Consider the following 15920-nt stretch of genomic DNA (forward strand, 5'->3'; position numbering starts at 1 on the left):
CCTTGTCCGTCAACCTCGCCCGCCGTGACTTCCTCAAGCTGAGCGGCACCACCGTGGCCGCCGGTCTGGCGCTCGCCGCGTGCGGCAGTTCGTCCTCCGGCTCCGGCGGCAACAGCGTCACCTACTGGGCCGCCTTCGCCACCCCCGACAGCGAGAAGTACTTCCGCCAGAACCTCGTCGACGCCTTCAACAAGAGCGCCAAGGACGTCCGCGTCAAGATGGACGTCAAGCAGCTCATGACGCTGGGCAACCTGACCAACACCGCGGTGGCGGCGGGCAAGGGCCCCGACGTCGTCTACGCCGACGGCCCCTCGGCCGCACTGTCCTTCGCCAAGAGCGCCAAGACCGTGACGCTCGACGAGTACGCCACGAAGTACGGCTGGCAGGACAAGCTGCTGCCCTGGGCGTACGAAGTCAGCAAGATCGACGGCAAGCTCCACTCCGTGCCCGTCGGCTACGGCTCGCTGGTGCTCTACTACAACCCCGACACCTTCGCCCAGCACGGCTGGAAGGTGCCGACCACGCTGACCGAGTTCGAGACCGTGTGCGCCGCCGCCAAGAGCGCGGGCCTGATCCCCGTGGGGGCGGGCAACAGCGGCTACAAGGCGCAGAGCGAGTGGTACCTGACCTGCGTGCTCAACGCCGCCGCCGGCCCGAAGGCGATCCACGAGGCGCTCACCGGCGCCCGCAAGTGGGACGACAAGGTCTTCGTCGACGCCATCACCCTGTTCAAGGCGCAGATCGACAAGGGCTGGTGGGGCGGCGGGGCCGACCGCTGGTTCACCAACACCGACACCGACATGTTCACCGGCCTCGCCGCCGGCAAGGTCGCGATGTACATGACGGGAACGTGGAGCTTCGACTCGGCCGGCACGTTCTTCACCGGCGACAAGAAGTGGGACTGGGCGCCGCTGCCCTCGCTCGGTGACGGCGTGCCCGCCGGGGTCTATCCGCTGGCGATCGGCACCACGCTGTCGATCAACGCGCGTTCGGAGAACCCGGCGGGGGCGGCCGAGTTCATCGACTACCTCATCGCCGATCCCAAGCGCATGCTCGATTTCCTCGCCACGACCGGCACCAACCCCCCGCCGCTCAAGGTCTCCGCCGACGCCTACCCGGCCGGCATGGACGAGCGGGTGGCGCGGCTGTACAAGGCCATCCCCGAAACCACGAACCTGGGCTACGCGAGCTGGAGCTTCGTCCCGCCGAAGACGGACACCTATCTCTACACGGAGTTCGACAAGGTCATCACGGGTGCGATGTCGCCCGCCGACTTCTGCGCCGGACTGCAGAAGACCTTCGCCGCAGAGCTCGCGGCGGGCGCGGTGGCCAAGCCGTTCGCCCCCGAGTCGTGAGCGCGCCCCGTGCCCGCGCCCGGCTGACGGCCTGGCTGTTCATCGCTCCTCTGCTGCTCGTGAACCTGCTCGTCGTCGCCGGGCCCGGCCTGATGTCGGTGTACTACTCCTTCACGGACTGGGACGGCCTCGACGAGGCGCACTTCGTCGGGCTCGCCAACTACGCGACGCTGTTCGGCAGCCCCGACTTCCGCGGGGCCCTGCTGCACAACCTGCTCTGGACGGCCTTCTTCCTGGTCGTGCCGATGTCGATGGGGCTGCTCGGCGCCTTCCTGCTGTCCCGGATCAAGCGCGGCCAGCTGCTGTTCCGGCTGCTCTACTTCATCCCGTACGTGATCGCGACCGTCGTCTCGGCCGCCATCTGGCGGCAGATCCTCAGCCCGACCAGCGGCCTGGCACCCGCCCTCGGCAGCCTGGGCCTCCCCTGGCTCAACGACGTGAACTTCCTGGGTGACGGGCGGATCGCGCTCGGCGCGGTCGCCTTCATCAACAACTGGCAGTGGTGGGGCTTCCTGGTCGTGATCTTCCTGGCGGCCATGCAGTCGATCGAGCCGTCGCTCTACGAGGCGGCGAGGATGGACGGCGCCGGCAGCTGGCGCGAGTTCTGGCACATCACCCTGCCGTCGATCCGCCCGACCTTCATGTTCCTGTCGCTGATGACCGTCATCTGGTCGTTCCTCGTCTTCGACTACATCTACATCCTGACCCAGGGAGGTCCCGCCGGCTCGACCGACGTGCTCAGCACCGTGATGTACCGCGCCGCGTTCAGCGAGCAGCAGGCCGGCTACGCCTCGGCGATCGGCGTCATCCTGGCCCTGATCAGCGCGGTCACCGTCGGCGGCTACCTCTACCTGCGCCGCCGCCTGAGGTGGGAGATATGACCCGGCGCCCGTTCGCCTACCTGATCCTGACCGTCCTGGCCGTCTACGCCCTCGGCCCGATGCTGGTCTTCGTCCTGGCCTCGCTGAAGACTCCGAGCGAGATCAGCGCCAACCCCCTGGGCCTTCCCGGCGAGTTCCGCTGGGAGAACTTCGCGACGGCCTGGACCGACGCGAACATGGGCGCGGGCCTGGTCAACAGCGCCATCATCGCCGTGTCGACCGCGGCGGGGGTCTGCGTCATCTCCGGCTGCGCCGCCTACGCGCTCGGCCGGCTCGACCTGCCCAAACCCGGACTGTTCATCCTCTATCTGCTGGTCGCCAGCTCGCTGCCCATCCAGCTGTTCCTGGTGCCCCTGCTGTCCCTGTGGACGAAGATCGGGCTGTACGACAGCAGGTTCGGGCTGATCGTCATCTACTGGGCCATCTACAGTCCGTTCGCCACGTTGCTGATCCGTTCGTTCCTGCTCGCCGTCCCCAGGGAGTACGAAGCGGCGGCGCGTCTCGACGGCGCGGGAGAGGTGCGGCTGTTCACCCGGATCGTCTTCCCGCTGATCTGGCCGGGCGTCCTCACCGCGGGCCTGATCGCGGGGCTGCAGGCGTACAACGAGTTCCTGCTGGCCGTGACGTTCATCCAGGACAGCGAGAAACTGCCGGTCTCCCTGTCGCTCTACTCCTTCCAGCAGGGCTTCTCCCCCGACTGGGCGCTGGTCAGCGCGGCCGGTCTGATCATGGCCCTGCCGCCGCTGGTGCTGTTCCTGTCTCTGCAACGCCGCTTCGTCGAGGGTTACACCTCCTCGGGGATGTCGGGCTGAGCGTGCCGTAGCGCCTCCAGCAGCCGCGCGAGGGCGGACTGGGTGGCCGGCAGGTCCGCGGGGTCGTCCGAGCCGGCCAGCCACAGCGCCGCCTCGTTCATCGCGCCGGACAGCAGGTGGGTCAGCGGCGCGACCGGCTGGGGCGCGATCGTGCCCTCCTTGATCAGGTCGGTGAGCGCGTCGGCCAGGTGGCGGGCCGAGGCGGCCTCGTCCATCGCGCGCCATTCGGTCCAGCCGAGCACGGCGGGGCCGTCGACGAGCATGATCCGCTGAACGCCCGGGGCCGTGCTGGCCGTCAGGAACGCCTGGCAGCCGACGGTCAGGCGGGTCCAGAGGTCGTCGTGGACGTCGGCGGTCCGCGCCACCGTCTCGGCCACCTCCTGCTGCACCTGCTCCAGGACGGCCCTGAACAACTCGGCCTTGCTCTCGAAGAGGTGGTAGAGCGCGCCCTTGGTCACCCCGGCCTCGGCGACGATCTCCGACAGGCTCACCGCGCCGTAACCCCGGTCCGCGAACAGGCGCCTGCTCTCCCGCAGCAGGACCTGCCTGGTCTGCTCCCGTTGCTGCGCCCGGACGCCGTGCGTCTTCATGCTTCCTCCCTTGACATACCGATGGTACGTCAAATACACATTCACGTACCGATGGTATGTGAAAGAGGTTCGTATGAAACTGACCAGCTTCTATCCCGTGATCTGCACCGCACGGCTTCAGGAGTCCCGCGACTTCTACACCGGGCTCCTGGGGTTCGAGACGACGTTCGAGGCCGACTGGTACGTCAGCCTGCGGCGCCCCGGGACGCCGTCGTATGAGCTCGCGCTGCTCGACCACACCCACCCGACGCTGCCCGAGGCGTATCGCGTCCCGGTCCGCGGGCTGCTGCTCAACTTCGAGGTGGCGGACGTGGACGCCGAATGGGAACGGCTCGTCGTCGGCGCGGGGCTGACCGCCGAGCTGGCGCTGCGCAGCGAGGACTTCGGGCAGCGGCACTTCATCGTGGCCGATCCCAACGGGGTCCTCATCGACGTCATCACCCCGATCGCGCCCTCGGCTGAGTACGCCGGGCAGTACGCCGGCTCATGACGCCCGGGCGGCGAAGCGGGTGGTCAGGTGGCGGTGCAGGCGAGTGCCGGGGTGGCGGCGGTCCCGGCGGCGGTGAAACCGAAGGTGGTGGTGGCGTCGGCGGCGAGCCTGCCGTTCCAGGACTCGTTGCGGACGCTGACGGACGGCGCGGTGCCCGAGCGGACCCTGCCCCCCAGCTGGGTGATGCTCTGCGATCCGGGCCAGTTCCAGGTGACCGTCCAGCCGTTGATCGCCGAGGTGCCGGCGCGGACGGTGACCGTGGACTGGAAGCCTCCGGGCCAGGCGTTGACCGTCTCGATCGTCGCCGCGCATCCGGTCGGCACCGGCGTCGGCGTGGGGGTCGGGGTCGGAGTGGGGCCGGGCGTGCCGTCGGCGGGGACGTTCCAGGGGATCTGGGCCGGGGTGGGCGCCGGATAGGGCACGTTGTCGAACGTACGCGAGACGGGCTTGCCCATGAGGTGCTTGTCAGCGAAGTCCATGATCGCGTTGTAGTCGTTCATGTCGATCTGGTGGCCGCCCGGGCGGTAGGCGATGCCGATCCGGTCGGCGGCCCCGAGATACTGGTAGACCATCTTGGCCCCCCGGTAGGTCAGGCCGCTGCCCTGGGGGTTGGTCCGCACGTCCGAGCCCTCGGTGCCGCCGGTGGCCAGCAGCGGGCGGGGCGCCACCAGCGCCGCCACCGAGTGCTGGTCGAACGGCAGCCGGTTGGCCTGGTTGCGGAACGTGGCGAACCGCGGTGTGAACCAGTAAGCGGCCCCGAGAATGTCCTCGAGCTTCTCGTCGTTGGTGTTGCCGGTGAAGAAGAACCGGTAGTTGCCCATCCCGGCCGTGCCCGACGACCCCGGTACGGTCAGCGCGATCCGCTCGTCGAACGCCCCCGCGACCGCGGCTGCCTTGCCATAGCGGGAGTAGCCCGACACGCCGACCTTGGTGGCGTCGATCTGGGGCACCGCCGCCTTGATCGCGTCCAGCGTCCGGTGGACGCCCCATGCCCAGGCCATGAGCACGCCGGTGTCCACGTCGGTGCCGTTGTACAACGTCCAGAACGCGCCGGTCTTGGCGGTGCTGTCGGCGGCGATGCTGTTGGGGTCGATGCCGACCTCGGCGTACCCGCGGCTGGTCACACTCGCTGCCAGCGGGTTGAGCAGGATGAGCGCGGGGAACGGGCCGGTGCCGCCGGGCAGCCGGACGGTCGCGTTGAACGAGGCCGAGCGGCCGTTGGCCTGCACGGTCACGGTCAGCGTGGTGCCGTTGCGGGTGCCGGTGACGCTGGTGGGCGCGGGCGGCAGGTGCCCGTACTCGTAGTACTGGATCAGCTCGCTGAGCTGCGCCGGATACCCGAAACGTTTCACGGGGCCGGTGGCGTGAAATTTTCATCCTCCGTCCGGGGCGGGCCGCGCTGCGCGACCAGGGAAGACGGCGGGCGGCAGGACGGGATCGGCGGGGCGGCGCATTGACGGGTCCACGCCCGGCGGGGTTCGCTCCACGTGGAAGGGGCCGACCGTTCAGGGACCGCGGTCTCTGTTAGCGCTCGCAGAAACGGAGACATCCATGGTGAGGATGACGCGCCTGCTGAGCGGCCTGGTCGCCGTGCTGGCGCTGCTCGCGGCCACGGTGTACGCCACGGCGGCCGGCGCGGAGTCGAACGGCGGCGTTCGGGTGATGCCGCTCGGCGACTCGATCACCGACGGGTTCAACGTGCCAGGGGGTTACCGTGTCGACCTGTGGCAGAAGCTGGTGGCCGCCGGCTACCGGGTCGACTTCGTCGGATCCCAGTTCAACGGGCCGTCGAACCTGGGCGACCACGACCACGAAGGCCACTCCGGATGGCGGATCGACCAGATCGACGCCAACATCGTGACCTGGCTGCGCACCTACCAGCCGCGTACGATCCTGCTGCACATCGGCACCAACGACATGTACCAGAACCCGACCGGCGCGTCCTCCAGGCTGGCCACGCTCATCGACCGCATCACCGGCACCGCACCCGACGCCGAGGTGTTCGTGGCGACGATCATCCCCCTCAACGGCGCCGACCCGACCGTCAGGGGCTTCAACTCGGCGATCCCCGGCATCGTGCAGTCCAGGGCCGCGGCCGGCAAGCACGTCCACCTGGTGGACATGTACAGCGCCCTGACCACCGCGGACCTGGCCGACGGCGTCCACCCCAACGCCGGCGGCTACAGCAAGATGGCGACCGTCTGGTACAACGCCCTGCGCTCGGTCCCCGGCAGCCTGGAGGGAACCCCGACCCCCACGCCGACCCCGACGCCCACGCCTCCCGGGCAGGGCGGCGCCTGCACCGCGACCTACCGGACGGTCAACACCTGGAGCGGCGGCTTCCAGGCGGAGGTGACCGTACACAACAACGGCTCGGCGCCGCTGAACGGGTGGACCGTGGGCATGACCCTGGCCGCCGGGCAGGCCGTCACCAACCTGTGGGGCGGCGTGAACACCGGCACCAGCGGCGCGATCAGCGTCCGCAACGCCTCCTACAACGGCACCCTCGCGGGCGGCGGCACCACGACGTTCGGCTACGTCGCCGGCGGCAACGGCGCGAACACGCCCACCGGCATCGGCTGCTCCAGCCCCTGAGCGGTCCCAGGCGCCGGCCGCTACCTCTGACTGCGCGAGCTGCACGAGGCGAGCACCAGCGGCGCGCTCGCCCCGCCCGACCGCCTGCGCGACGGCATCACCCTGTCCGGCGTGGACTTCTCGTACGGCGGGCCGCCCGTGCTGCGCGGCATCGACCTGCGGCTCCCGGCCGGGGCCACGGTGGCGCTGGTCGGCGACCACGGCAGCGGGAAGACGACGCTGGTCAAGCTGCTGTGCGGGTTCTACCGGCCGACCGGCGGCACAATCACCGTGGACGGGACACCCCTCGCCGAGCTGGATCCCGCGGCCTGGCGGGACCGCGTGACCAGGGCGGGGAGATCAGGCTCGGCAAGGCCCTCGGCGACGGCGTCGAGCTGTCCGGCGGCCAGTGGCAGAAGGTCGCCCTGTCACGGGCGTTCATGCGGTCGACGCCACTGCTCGACGAGCCGACGGCCGCGCTGGACGCGGCCAGCGCGTACGAGGTCTACCAGCGGTACGCGGAGGCGGCCCAGGAGCCTCCAGGCCTCCGCCTACCAGTGATCGCTCACGGGTGGCGGGAGAGGTAGCCGCCCATCGTCCGGAACACCTCGCCGGCCGGCAGGTCGGTGCCGTCCTCGGTGCGCACCCGTTCGATCACCAGGCCGTGGCTGCCGCCCCGGCGGGCCTCGGCGCCGGCGACGATGACGATGCCGTCGCCCTCGCGGATGAACACCCGGCCCGGAGTGCCGCCGTAGACGCCCTGGGAGACCGAGGCCTTCAGGACGCGGACGCGCTCGCCCCTGTAGTGGGTGAAAGCGTTGGGATAGGGGTCGGACTGGGCGCGTACCAGCCGTTCGATGTCCTCGGCGGGCCAGTTCCAGTCGATGTTGCTGTCCTCGATCGAACGCTTGTGGAAGAAGCTGGCCTTGGTGCGGTCCTGGGGCGTCCACTCGGTACGGCCGGACGCGATGAGGTCCAGGGCCTCCGCGACGATGGGGCCGATGAGGTCGACCGTGCGGTGGAACAGGTCGGTGGCGGTGTCGGCCGGGCCGACCGGGACCGCGCGCTGCACGACGATGTCCCCGGCGTCCAGTTCGGCGTTCATCATGTGGGCGGTGACGCCGACCTCCTTCTCGCCGTTGATGAGCGCCCAGATGAGCGGGGAGAAGCCGGCGTAGGCCGGAAGCAGCGAGTCGTGCACGTTGAGGATGCCGTGCCGGGGCAGGGTGAAGATCTCCGGCGGTATCCAGGTGCGCCAGTTGTTGGCGACGATGAGGTCAGGCTCGACTTCCTTGAGGGTGAGCAGGAGCTCGTCGTCGGGCCGGTTGCGGAGTACGACGGGGACGCCGTGCGCCTCGGCCAGCTCGGCCACCGAGTCGCTCCAGATCTTCTCGTAGGCGTGGTCGCTCTGAGGGTGAGTGACCGCCAGCACCACGTCATGCCCGGAGTCCAGCAGGGCTTGGAGGGTGCGATGCCCCCAGGTCTGGTAGCCGAACATCACGACCCGCATCAGCGCTCTCCTTGTGAGGTGAGGGAAATAAAGGTTAGGCTCGCCTAATTAGGCGAGCCTAACCTAAGTTGGTTCTTGATTCCACCCACGGCTCCCCATCTCGGACCGCTCTCTCGAAAGGCCTTTCATGCCCACTGCCGAGCAGCCCGTCCACGACCTCGTCGGCATCGGTTTCGGCCCGTCGAACCTCGCCCTGGCCATCGCGCTGCGCGAGCGGCAGGCGCGCACCGGCGAGCGGATCGACGCGGTGTTCCTGGAGAAGCAACTCTCGTTCGGATGGCACCGCGGCATGCTCCTCGAAGGCACCACGATGCAGGTCTCCTTCCTCAAGGACCTGGTCACCATGCGCAACCCCACCAGCGAGTTCGGCTTTCTGTCCTATCTGAAGGCGCACGGCCGGATGCTGGACTTCATCAACCACAAGACGATGTTCCCTTCCCGCATGGAGTTCCACGACTACCTGGAGTGGGCCGCGGCGCCGTTCGCCGACCAGGTCGAGTACGGCTCGGAGGTCGTCGCGGTCACCCCCGTCACCGTCGACGGCGCGGTGGAGTATCTCGACGTGGTGGTCCGCCAGGGCGACGGGGAGCTCAGCACCCGCCGCACGCGCAACCTGGTCGTCGCCGTCGGCCTGGTCCCGGTGCTGCCCGACGGGATGGTCGGCGACGACCGCGTCTGGCACAGCGAGGAACTCCTGGACAGGCTCCCCTCACTGACGGACCCGCGCCGGTTGGTGGTGGTCGGCGCCGGCCAGAGCGCCGCCGAGGTGACCGACCACCTGCACGGCCGTTTCCCCGGCGCCGAGGTGTGCGCGGTCTTCTCCAAGTACGGCTACACCCCCGCCGACGACAGCTCCTTCGCCAACCGCATCTTCGACTCCGGGGCGGTCGACCACTACTTCGACGCGCCCGAAGCGGTCAAGGACAGCCTGCGCGCCTACCACGCCTCCACCAACTACTCGGTGGTCGACCTCGACCTCATCGACGAGCTGTACCGCAGGCACTACCAGGAGAAGGTGCGGGGCAGCCAGCGGCTGCGCATCCTCAACGCCTCCAGGCTCGTCGAGGTCGCCCGGGACGCCGAGGGCGTGCGCGCCACCGTCGAGTTCCTGCCCACCGGGGAGCGGACCGTCCTGAACGCCGACGCGCTCGTCTACGCCACCGGCTACCGGCCCGGCGACCCGCTGACCCTGCTGGGCGCCGTCGGCGAGCACTGCGAGCGGCTGCCCTCGGGCGCCCTGCGCATCGAGCGCGACTACCGGATCGCCACCTCCACGCACCTGCGCTGCGGCATCTACGTGCAGGGAGCCACCGAGCACACCCACGGCCTGACCTCGACGCTGCTGTCGAACACCGCCGTGCGGGCCGGGGAGATCGTCGACGCGGTGGCCGGGCGGCTGCGCACCTCCTACGCGTTCTCGCGCTGACGGCCGCTGCGGTGACGGCCCGGCCGTCACCGCAGCGCCCAGGCCACATCCCTGAGCAGGGCGTGCCGCCAGCCCGCCCGATCGTGGCCCGAGGCCGACCGGGAGACCCGCACGGTCGCGCCGGCCTGTTCGGCCAGGGTCTCGACCAGCTCGCAGTGCGGCAGCATCCGCGCCTCGTGCTCCCCCACGTCGAACGCGACCCGCAGTCCGGACAGGTCGGGGCGCTCTCGCAGGCGCTCGGCGATGGCGCCGCCGACCGGGCCACCCATGGGGTCGGCCAGGCCGGCGGCCCCGGACGTCCACCAGAACGACCCCGACTGGCAGGCGACGGCCGACACCAGCTCCGGGAACTCCAGGGCCGCGTACATCGAGCTCAGCCCGCCGAGGCTCTGCCCGGCGACCACCAGCCGGTCCAGGTCGGCGGGCACGCCGCTCTCGGCGACCAGCGGCAGCAGTTCGTCCCGGATCGCCTCCCACAGCTCGGCCACGCACCCGAACTCGGCCTCCCTGGCCTGGGCGGGCAGGAAGACGAGCGTGACGGCGGGCATCTCGCCGTGGGCGACGGCCGAGTCGAACGCGGTCATGGCCGGGTGCAGGTACAGCCAGTCGTCCCCGTCGAGCAGCAGGACCACCGGCCCGCCGCCGCCCGCCGGGTGGACCCGCACGGTGCGCCGCCCGCCGAGCCGTTCGCTGCTCCAGCGGATCCGGGTGCGCGGGAGCGGCAGGACGTCTTGAGCACCGACGGCGGGCCAGTGCGGCTGGGCGGGGGCGTCCGGGGTCGCGGCGATGGACCGGTCACCTCCCGCGCCGACCGGGTTGAACGGGTCGGCGCAGGCCCCGTCGTCCGTGACGAACCGGTACGTCACCCGCAGCCGCGCGGGCATGACCACCTCGGCGTACCAGCAGTCCGTGTCGCCCCACCGGCGCAGGGGCAGCGGCTCCGACCAGCTCTCGAAGCCGACGCTCGCCGGGGACCCGCGCCACAGGAACAGGGTCGCCCAGCCGTCGCCGGCGGGCACCGACGCGGGCGCTCCCGCCGCCGCCCAGAACTCGTCGGAACCGGGCTCACCGGGGAGCCCGAACGTGGCGAAAGTGTTCTCCATGCGTGGTCGCACTCCGTCCCTACCGTCGGCCAGAAACTAAGGATAGACTTACCTAAGTTTCATGATCGAGACGTACCCCGTGGATTGTAGGTCGATGAGTACGACTCTGGAGAAACGTCCCACGTCCGAGGTCACAGGGGTCCGCCGGCGGCGGGTGGTGGGCTTGGGCGCGCTCACGGCGGTTCTCCTGGTCGCGGCGGCGGTGTCGCTGGCCGTCGGCGCGCGTGGGCTGAGCCTCGCGGAGGTGTGGCAGGGGTTGTTCCCGGAGCCGGGCTCCGACCAGCGGCTCACCGAGATCGCGCTGATCGTGCAGACCGTACGGGTGCCCAGGACCGTGCTCGCGATCGTGGCGGGCGTCGCTCTGGGGGTCAGCGGGGCGTTGATCCAGGGGTACACGCGCAACCCGATCGCCGACACGGGGTTGCTGGGCGTGAACTCCGGCGCCTCGTTCGCCGTCGTGTCGGCGATCCTCCTGTTCGGGCTCGCCAATCCGTACCAGTACGTCTGGTTCGCCTTCCTGGGGGCGGCGGCCGCCGGCGCCGTCGTGTTCGGGCTGGCCAGCATCGGCCGGGGCGCGGGCAGCCCGCTGACGCTCGCGCTGGCCGGGCAGGGGGTCGCGGTGTTCCTGGCGGCGATGACCACGGCGGTCGCGTTATCGGACCAGGCGTCGCTGAACGCCCTGCGGTTCTGGAACGCGGGCACCGTCGCCGGGGTCGGATTCGACGTCATCCGGCCGGTGGCCGCGTTCGTCGTGGCCGGGCTGGTGCTGGGGCTCACCACGCTGCCCGCCGTCAACCTGCTCAACCTGGGTGACGACGTCGCGCGCGGGCTGGGCGTGAACATCACGCGCACCCGGACCGTCGGCATCGTCGCCATCACCCTGCTGGCGGGCGCGACGACGGCGGCGTGCGGCCCCATCGCGTTCCTCGGGCTCATGGTGGCCCACGTGGCCCGGTATCTCACCGGGCCGGACTATCGCTGGCTGGTGCCGTGCGCGGGTCTGCTCGGCGCCGTCATCCTGCTGACCTGCGACATCGTGGGGCGCGTGGTGACCCGGCCGGGCGAGTTGCAGGCAGGCGTCGTCGTCGCCGTCATCGGCGCCCCGTTCTTCGCGGCGCTGGTCTGGCGCGGAAAGTTCAAGACGGTATGAACGAGACGGCGGTGAGGCGGCCGGCGACACCGGGCGTGCGGGTCGGCCACGCGTCGTTCGTGTGGCGACCCTGGATGGTGCTGGTCACGCTGCTGCTGGCGGCGGCGGCCTTCCTGGTGTTCTGCCTGTCCATCGGCACCGGGGACTTCCCCATCGGCCTGCCCCAGGTGATCGCCACGCTCTTCGGCCAGGGCGAGCGGGTCGACGAGTTCGTGATCATGGATCTGCGCCTGCCGCGCGCCCTGGCCGGGCTCGTCGTGGGGATCGCGCTCGGGGTGTCCGGGGCGATCACGCAGTCCATCGCGCGCAACCCGCTGGCCAGCCCGGACGTGCTGGGCATCACCGGAGGCGCGAGCGCGGTCGCGGTGTTCCTGGTGACGGTGTCGGGCGGGGTCGCCGCGGCCGTCGTCGACTCCGTGGGCCTGTCCGCGGCGGCTCTCGCGGGCGGTCTCGGCACCGGACTGCTGGTGTACTTCCTGGCGTGGCGGCGCGGGATCGACGGCCTCCGGCTCATCCTCATCGGCATCTCGGTGAGCGCCGTGGCGGAGGCGATCACGATCTGGCTGCTGGTCACGGCCGACATCCGGGACGTGGCCCGGGCCCAGGCATGGCTGGTCGGCTCGCTGGACAACCGGACGTGGGGCGAGGTCTGGGTGGCGCTGTGGTGCGCGCTCGCTCTCATGGCCGTCGTGTCGTGCGTGGCGTTCCAGCTCAGGCCGCTGCACTTCGGTGACGAGGTCGCGGCGGGCCTGGGTGTCCGGTACTCGATGGTGCGGGCGGTCCTGCTGCTGTGCGCGGTGCTGCTGGCCGGCGTGGCGGTGAGCGCGGCGGGCCCGGTCCCGTTCGTGGCGCTGGTGGCGCCGCAGGTGGCGATGCGGCTGTCACGGTGTCCGACGCCGCCACTGGTGGCATCCGGGATGGTGGGCGCGCTGCTGCTGATCGGCGCGGACCTGGTGGCGCGTACGGCGCTGCCGGTCAGCCTCCCGGTCGGCGTGGTCACCGCCGCGATCGGCGGCCCTTTCCTCGTCTACCTGCTGGTGCGGGCGAACCTGAAGAAGTAAGGTTAGGCTAACCTAATCTGCGCATGTTACGGTTCCAGTGGATCGCACGAAAGCAAGGGATTCCGGATGCTCCTCCAGCGAAGAACAGTGACGAAGACCTTGCGGGGCATCGCAGTGATGTTGTCCGCTGCGACATTGATCGCGGGATGCGGTTCCGGCTCGGCGGAGAAGCCGAGCGGCGACACCACCGCGGCCGCCACGGGTGGTGGCGTGTTCCCGTTGACCGTGGAGCACGCGTTCGGATCCACGCAGATCACCAAGGCCCCCCAGCGGGTCGTCTCCGTCGGCTACACCGACGACCAGGCCATCCTGGCCTTCGGCATCAAGCCGGTCGGCATGGTCGACCAGTACCCGAACCCGCCGGGCAAGACCCCCGACATCAACACCCAGTGGCCCTGGGTGAAGGACCGGTGGGGCGACACCCGCCCCGAGGTCATCATGAACAACGGGGACTCCGGCCCCAACTACGAGAAGATCGCCGCCCTGCGGCCCGACCTGATCATCGCGGTCTACTCCGAGATCGACCAGGCCGCCTATGACCGGCTCTCCAAGATCGCTCCTACGGTGGGCCGCACCAAGACCGAGAAGGAGCCGTTCAGCGCGCCGTGGCAGGACAACGCGCTGCACATCGCCAAGGCGCTCGGCAAGGCCGACGAGGGTGCCAAGCTGGTGCAGGGCATCCAGGACAAGCTCGACACCGCCCGCACGACGCACCCGGAGTTCGCGGAGCGCACCGCCGTCGCGGTGTCCTGGTACAAGAACTCGGTCGCCCCGTTCACCACCACCGACGTGCGCGGACGGCTGGTGTCGGGCATCGGCTTCAAGGGCGCGACGGAGATCGACAAGATCGCGGGCGGCAGCTTCTACACCGTGCTGTCCCCCGAGCGCATCGACCTGATCGACGTCGACCACATCTTCGTCATCGCCGACCAGGCGGACCAGAACGCGCTGAAGAACTTCAAGCTGTTCGCCAACCTGCCCGCGGTCAAGGGCGGCAAGGTGTCGTACCTGCTGGACAGCGAGGGCCCGGCGATCGGCGCGGCCATGTCGCAGGGCACGCTGCTGTCCCTGCCGTACGCGATCGACGAGCTCGTCAAGTCGGCCGCCTAGTGATGCCGGTGAACGTGTCCTGTCCCCGGCCTGCCGTGGGCCGGGTGTGAGCACCACCGGCACCCGCATCGCCCCGGCGATCCTGCGCACGGCGACCGGACGCGAGGCCACCCGATGGGTCGCGGCGTACTGCCGCGAGGTGCCCTGGCTGACGGGCGCCACCGTGCTCACCGCGGTGGCCGCGGCGGCGCTCCAGGTGCTGCCGTTGCTCCTGCTCGGCCGGGTGGTCGACGGGGTGGTCGAAGGTCAGTCGCGGTCGGTCCTGGTCACCGTCGGGGTGCTGATGGTGACCGCCGCGCTGCTCGGCTCGGCGGCCACCACGGCGTCCACGTACCTGATCGGGCGGCTGGGCGCGGACCTGCTCGCGCGGCTGCGGGAAGGCGCCGTACGGGCGGTGCTGGGCATGCCGAGCGCGCGGATCGAGCAGGTCGGCCGGGGCGACGTGCTGTCCAGGGTCGGCGACGACGTGGCCGTGGTGTCCAAGGGCATCCGGACGGCGGTCCCCACGGTGTTCTCGTCGGGGGTGCTGGTCGTCATCGCCACGGCGGGCATGTTCGGGCTGGACTGGCGGCTCGGCCTGGCGGGCGCCGGCGCGCTGCCCGCGTACGCGCTGGCCCTGCGCTGGTATCTCCCCCGGTCCGCGCCGCTCTACCAGCAGCAGCGGGAGGCCCAGGCCGATCGCGCGCAGGCGCTGATCAGCGGCCTGAACGGAATCGACACCGTCCGGGCCTACCGCCTGGAGGAGACCTTCCGTGAGCAGGTCACCCGCGAGTCGTGGCGGGTGCGCGATCTCGGCGTCGAGGTCTTCCGGTTCTTCGGCCGGTTCGTCGGCAGGGAGAACCGCGCCGAGTTCATCGGGCTGGTCCTGATCCTCGTGGTGGGGTACGTCCTGCTGGAGGCCGGCGCCGTCACCCTGGGCGAGGCGTCGGTGGCCCCGCTGCTGTTCCACCGGCTGTTCAACCCGCTGGGCGCCATCCTGTTCACCTTCGACGAGGCGCAGAAGTCGGGCGCGAGCCTGACCCGGCTGGTCGGCGTGCTGGGCGAGGCCACGGAGGAGCGGCTGGTGGGCCGGGTGGCCGCCGCCCCCGCGGACGCCGGGCCGTACCCGGTGGCGGTCGAGGGACTGACGTTCAGCTACCCCGGCACCGAGCGGCCGGTCCTGCGGGACGTCGACCTGGTGATCCCGGCCGGCGGGTCGCTGGCGCTGGTGGGGGCGACGGGCGCGGGCAAGTCGACCCTGGCGGCGCTGATCGCGGGGATCGGGACCCCGCAGGCCGGGTCGGTGCGCATCGGAACGACCGACCTCGCCGGGCTGGACGAGGCCGGCGCGCGGGCCCTGGTGAGCATCCTGACGCAGGAGACGCACGTGTTCTCCGGGCCGCTCTCCGGCGATCTGCGGCTGGCCGCGCCGGAGGCGGCCGACGCCGAGCTGATGGACGCGTTGCGCAGGGTCGGCGCCGACACGTGGGTCACGGCGCTGCCCGACGGGCTGGACACCGTGGTCGGCGAGGGCGGTGAGCGGCTGGACGGCACCAAGGTCGCCCAGATCGCGCTTGCCCGGCTCGTGCTGGGCCGGTCGCCGGTGGTGGTGCTGGACGAGTCGACCGCGGAGGCGGGCAGCCAGGGCGCCGCCGAGCTGGAGCGGGCCGTGGCCGCCGCGTGCCTGGGCCGTACGACGCTGTTCGTGGCGCACCGGCTGACCCAGGCGATGGCGGCCGACCGCATCGCCGTGCTGGACGCGGGACGCGTCGTGGAGCAGGGAACCCACGAGGAGCTGGTGGCTCTGGGCGGCAGGTACGCGCGGCTGTGGCGCGCGTGGCAAGAACCTTCATCCTTCGAAAGGGACGGCTGAGTCTTC

16 protein-coding genes are annotated in these 15920 nt (G+C 70.7%); 11 read left to right on the forward strand and 5 right to left on the reverse strand.

Annotation, left to right across the window (positions count from 1 at the left end):
- The first annotated feature begins 2 nt into the window (after positions 1 to 2).
- The 3 genes from ACIHFD_RS35320 to ACIHFD_RS35330 are packed head-to-tail and all read left to right on the forward strand — an operon-like array spanning position 3 to position 3048.
- Positions 3 to 1355: an ABC transporter substrate-binding protein gene (locus ACIHFD_RS35320; RefSeq protein ID WP_397370637.1), complete on the forward strand. Its 1353-nt coding sequence runs from the start codon at positions 3 to 5 to the stop codon at positions 1353 to 1355.
- Entirely contained in the window at positions 1352 to 2236 is an 885-nt protein-coding gene (locus tag ACIHFD_RS35325) for a sugar ABC transporter permease (RefSeq protein WP_355199872.1), read from the forward strand. The genes ACIHFD_RS35320 and ACIHFD_RS35325 overlap by 4 nt, the downstream gene beginning before the upstream one ends.
- Positions 2233 to 3048, forward strand: a complete 816-nt coding sequence (locus ACIHFD_RS35330; RefSeq protein ID WP_350735656.1) for a carbohydrate ABC transporter permease — start codon at positions 2233 to 2235, stop codon at positions 3046 to 3048. Before ACIHFD_RS35325 ends, ACIHFD_RS35330 begins: the two co-directional genes overlap by 4 nt.
- Here ACIHFD_RS35330 and ACIHFD_RS35335 read toward each other — a convergent pair.
- Positions 3021 to 3638, reverse strand: coding sequence for a TetR/AcrR family transcriptional regulator (locus ACIHFD_RS35335; RefSeq protein WP_397370638.1), 618 nt, complete (start codon positions 3636 to 3638; stop codon positions 3021 to 3023). The genes ACIHFD_RS35330 and ACIHFD_RS35335 overlap by 28 nt on opposite strands.
- Before the next feature lie 73 nt (positions 3639 to 3711).
- Here ACIHFD_RS35335 and ACIHFD_RS35340 point away from each other — a divergent pair, with 73 nt between their 5' ends.
- Positions 3712 to 4128 (forward strand): VOC family protein, encoded by a 417-nt coding sequence (locus tag ACIHFD_RS35340; protein WP_363975118.1) that lies wholly within the window; start codon positions 3712 to 3714, stop codon positions 4126 to 4128.
- A gap of 23 nt (positions 4129 to 4151) precedes the next feature.
- On the opposite strand, the gene ACIHFD_RS35345 is transcribed toward ACIHFD_RS35340, so the two are convergent.
- On the reverse strand, positions 4152 to 5480 hold the full coding sequence (locus ACIHFD_RS35345) for a cellulose binding domain-containing protein (RefSeq protein ID WP_397370639.1): 1329 nt from the start codon (positions 5478 to 5480) through the stop codon (positions 4152 to 4154).
- 199 nt (positions 5481 to 5679) lie between these two features.
- Between ACIHFD_RS35345 and ACIHFD_RS35350 the strand changes: the two genes are divergently transcribed.
- On the forward strand, positions 5680 to 6723 hold the full coding sequence (locus ACIHFD_RS35350) for a cellulose binding domain-containing protein (protein ID WP_397370640.1): 1044 nt from the start codon (positions 5680 to 5682) through the stop codon (positions 6721 to 6723).
- A gap of 20 nt (positions 6724 to 6743) precedes the next feature.
- Here the strand turns inward: ACIHFD_RS35350 and ACIHFD_RS35355 are convergent, their stop codons facing one another.
- The gene (locus ACIHFD_RS35355) at positions 6744 to 6950 is read right to left on the reverse strand and encodes a hypothetical protein (RefSeq protein WP_397370706.1); all 207 of its coding nucleotides are present in this window, start codon (positions 6948 to 6950) and stop codon (positions 6744 to 6746) included.
- Here ACIHFD_RS35355 and ACIHFD_RS35360 point away from each other — a divergent pair.
- Positions 6904 to 7263 (forward strand): ATP-binding cassette domain-containing protein, encoded by a 360-nt coding sequence (locus tag ACIHFD_RS35360; RefSeq protein WP_397370704.1) that lies wholly within the window; start codon positions 6904 to 6906, stop codon positions 7261 to 7263. The two genes, ACIHFD_RS35355 and ACIHFD_RS35360, sit on opposite strands and share 47 nt — an antisense overlap.
- A 4-nt stretch (positions 7264 to 7267) precedes the next feature.
- Here ACIHFD_RS35360 and ACIHFD_RS35365 read toward each other — a convergent pair whose 3' ends face one another.
- Complete coding sequence (locus ACIHFD_RS35365; protein ID WP_350735667.1) at positions 7268 to 8212, reverse strand: methionyl-tRNA formyltransferase; 945 nt, start codon at positions 8210 to 8212, stop codon at positions 7268 to 7270.
- A gap of 127 nt (positions 8213 to 8339) precedes the next feature.
- On the opposite strand from ACIHFD_RS35365, the gene ACIHFD_RS35370 reads away from it, so the two are divergent.
- Positions 8340 to 9638 carry a lysine N(6)-hydroxylase/L-ornithine N(5)-oxygenase family protein gene (locus ACIHFD_RS35370; protein ID WP_397370642.1) on the forward strand — a complete coding sequence of 433 codons (1299 nt, stop codon included), beginning with the start codon at positions 8340 to 8342 and terminating at the stop codon, positions 9636 to 9638.
- A gap of 26 nt (positions 9639 to 9664) precedes the next feature.
- Here the strand turns inward: ACIHFD_RS35370 and ACIHFD_RS35375 are convergent, their stop codons facing one another.
- Entirely contained in the window at positions 9665 to 10741 is a 1077-nt protein-coding gene (locus tag ACIHFD_RS35375) for an alpha/beta hydrolase-fold protein (protein ID WP_397370643.1), read from the reverse strand.
- Positions 10742 to 10835: 94 nt separating this feature from the next.
- Between ACIHFD_RS35375 and ACIHFD_RS35380 the strand changes: the two genes are divergently transcribed.
- The 4 genes from ACIHFD_RS35380 (at position 10836) to ACIHFD_RS35395 (ending at position 15914) form a co-directional block, all read left to right on the forward strand.
- The gene (locus tag ACIHFD_RS35380; protein WP_397370644.1) at positions 10836 to 11891 is read left to right on the forward strand and encodes a FecCD family ABC transporter permease; all 1056 of its coding nucleotides are present in this window, start codon (positions 10836 to 10838) and stop codon (positions 11889 to 11891) included.
- 11 nt (positions 11892 to 11902) lie between these two features.
- Positions 11903 to 12952, forward strand: coding sequence for a FecCD family ABC transporter permease (locus tag ACIHFD_RS35385; protein ID WP_397370645.1), 1050 nt, complete (start codon positions 11903 to 11905; stop codon positions 12950 to 12952).
- 87 nt (positions 12953 to 13039) lie between these two features.
- Positions 13040 to 14062 carry an iron-siderophore ABC transporter substrate-binding protein gene (locus ACIHFD_RS35390; protein ID WP_397370646.1) on the forward strand — a complete coding sequence of 341 codons (1023 nt, stop codon included), beginning with the start codon at positions 13040 to 13042 and terminating at the stop codon, positions 14060 to 14062.
- 46 nt (positions 14063 to 14108) lie between these two features.
- Positions 14109 to 15914: an ABC transporter ATP-binding protein gene (locus ACIHFD_RS35395; RefSeq protein WP_397370647.1), complete on the forward strand. Its 1806-nt coding sequence runs from the start codon at positions 14109 to 14111 to the stop codon at positions 15912 to 15914.
- Positions 15915 to 15920 lie beyond the last annotated feature (6 nt).

The sequence above is a fragment of the Nonomuraea sp. NPDC051941 genome, from assembly GCF_044593615.1.

What these genes read in the sequence shown, in the direction of transcription:
- ACIHFD_RS35335 (WP_397370638.1), bottom strand. Translation starts at nt 3,638, where the DNA reads ATGAAGACGCACGGCGTCCGGGCGCAGCAACGGGAGCAGACCAGGCAG.
- ACIHFD_RS35380 (WP_397370644.1), top strand. Translation starts at nt 10,836, where the DNA reads ATGAGTACGACTCTGGAGAAACGTCCCACGTCCGAGGTCACAGGGGTC.
- ACIHFD_RS35350 (WP_397370640.1), top strand. Translation starts at nt 5,680, where the DNA reads ATGGTGAGGATGACGCGCCTGCTGAGCGGCCTGGTCGCCGTGCTGGCG.
- ACIHFD_RS35375 (WP_397370643.1), bottom strand. Translation starts at nt 10,741, where the DNA reads ATGGAGAACACTTTCGCCACGTTCGGGCTCCCCGGTGAGCCCGGTTCC.
- ACIHFD_RS35340 (WP_363975118.1), top strand. Translation starts at nt 3,712, where the DNA reads ATGAAACTGACCAGCTTCTATCCCGTGATCTGCACCGCACGGCTTCAG.
- ACIHFD_RS35330 (WP_350735656.1), top strand. Translation starts at nt 2,233, where the DNA reads ATGACCCGGCGCCCGTTCGCCTACCTGATCCTGACCGTCCTGGCCGTC.
- ACIHFD_RS35365 (WP_350735667.1), bottom strand. Translation starts at nt 8,212, where the DNA reads ATGCGGGTCGTGATGTTCGGCTACCAGACCTGGGGGCATCGCACCCTC.
- ACIHFD_RS35370 (WP_397370642.1), top strand. Translation starts at nt 8,340, where the DNA reads ATGCCCACTGCCGAGCAGCCCGTCCACGACCTCGTCGGCATCGGTTTC.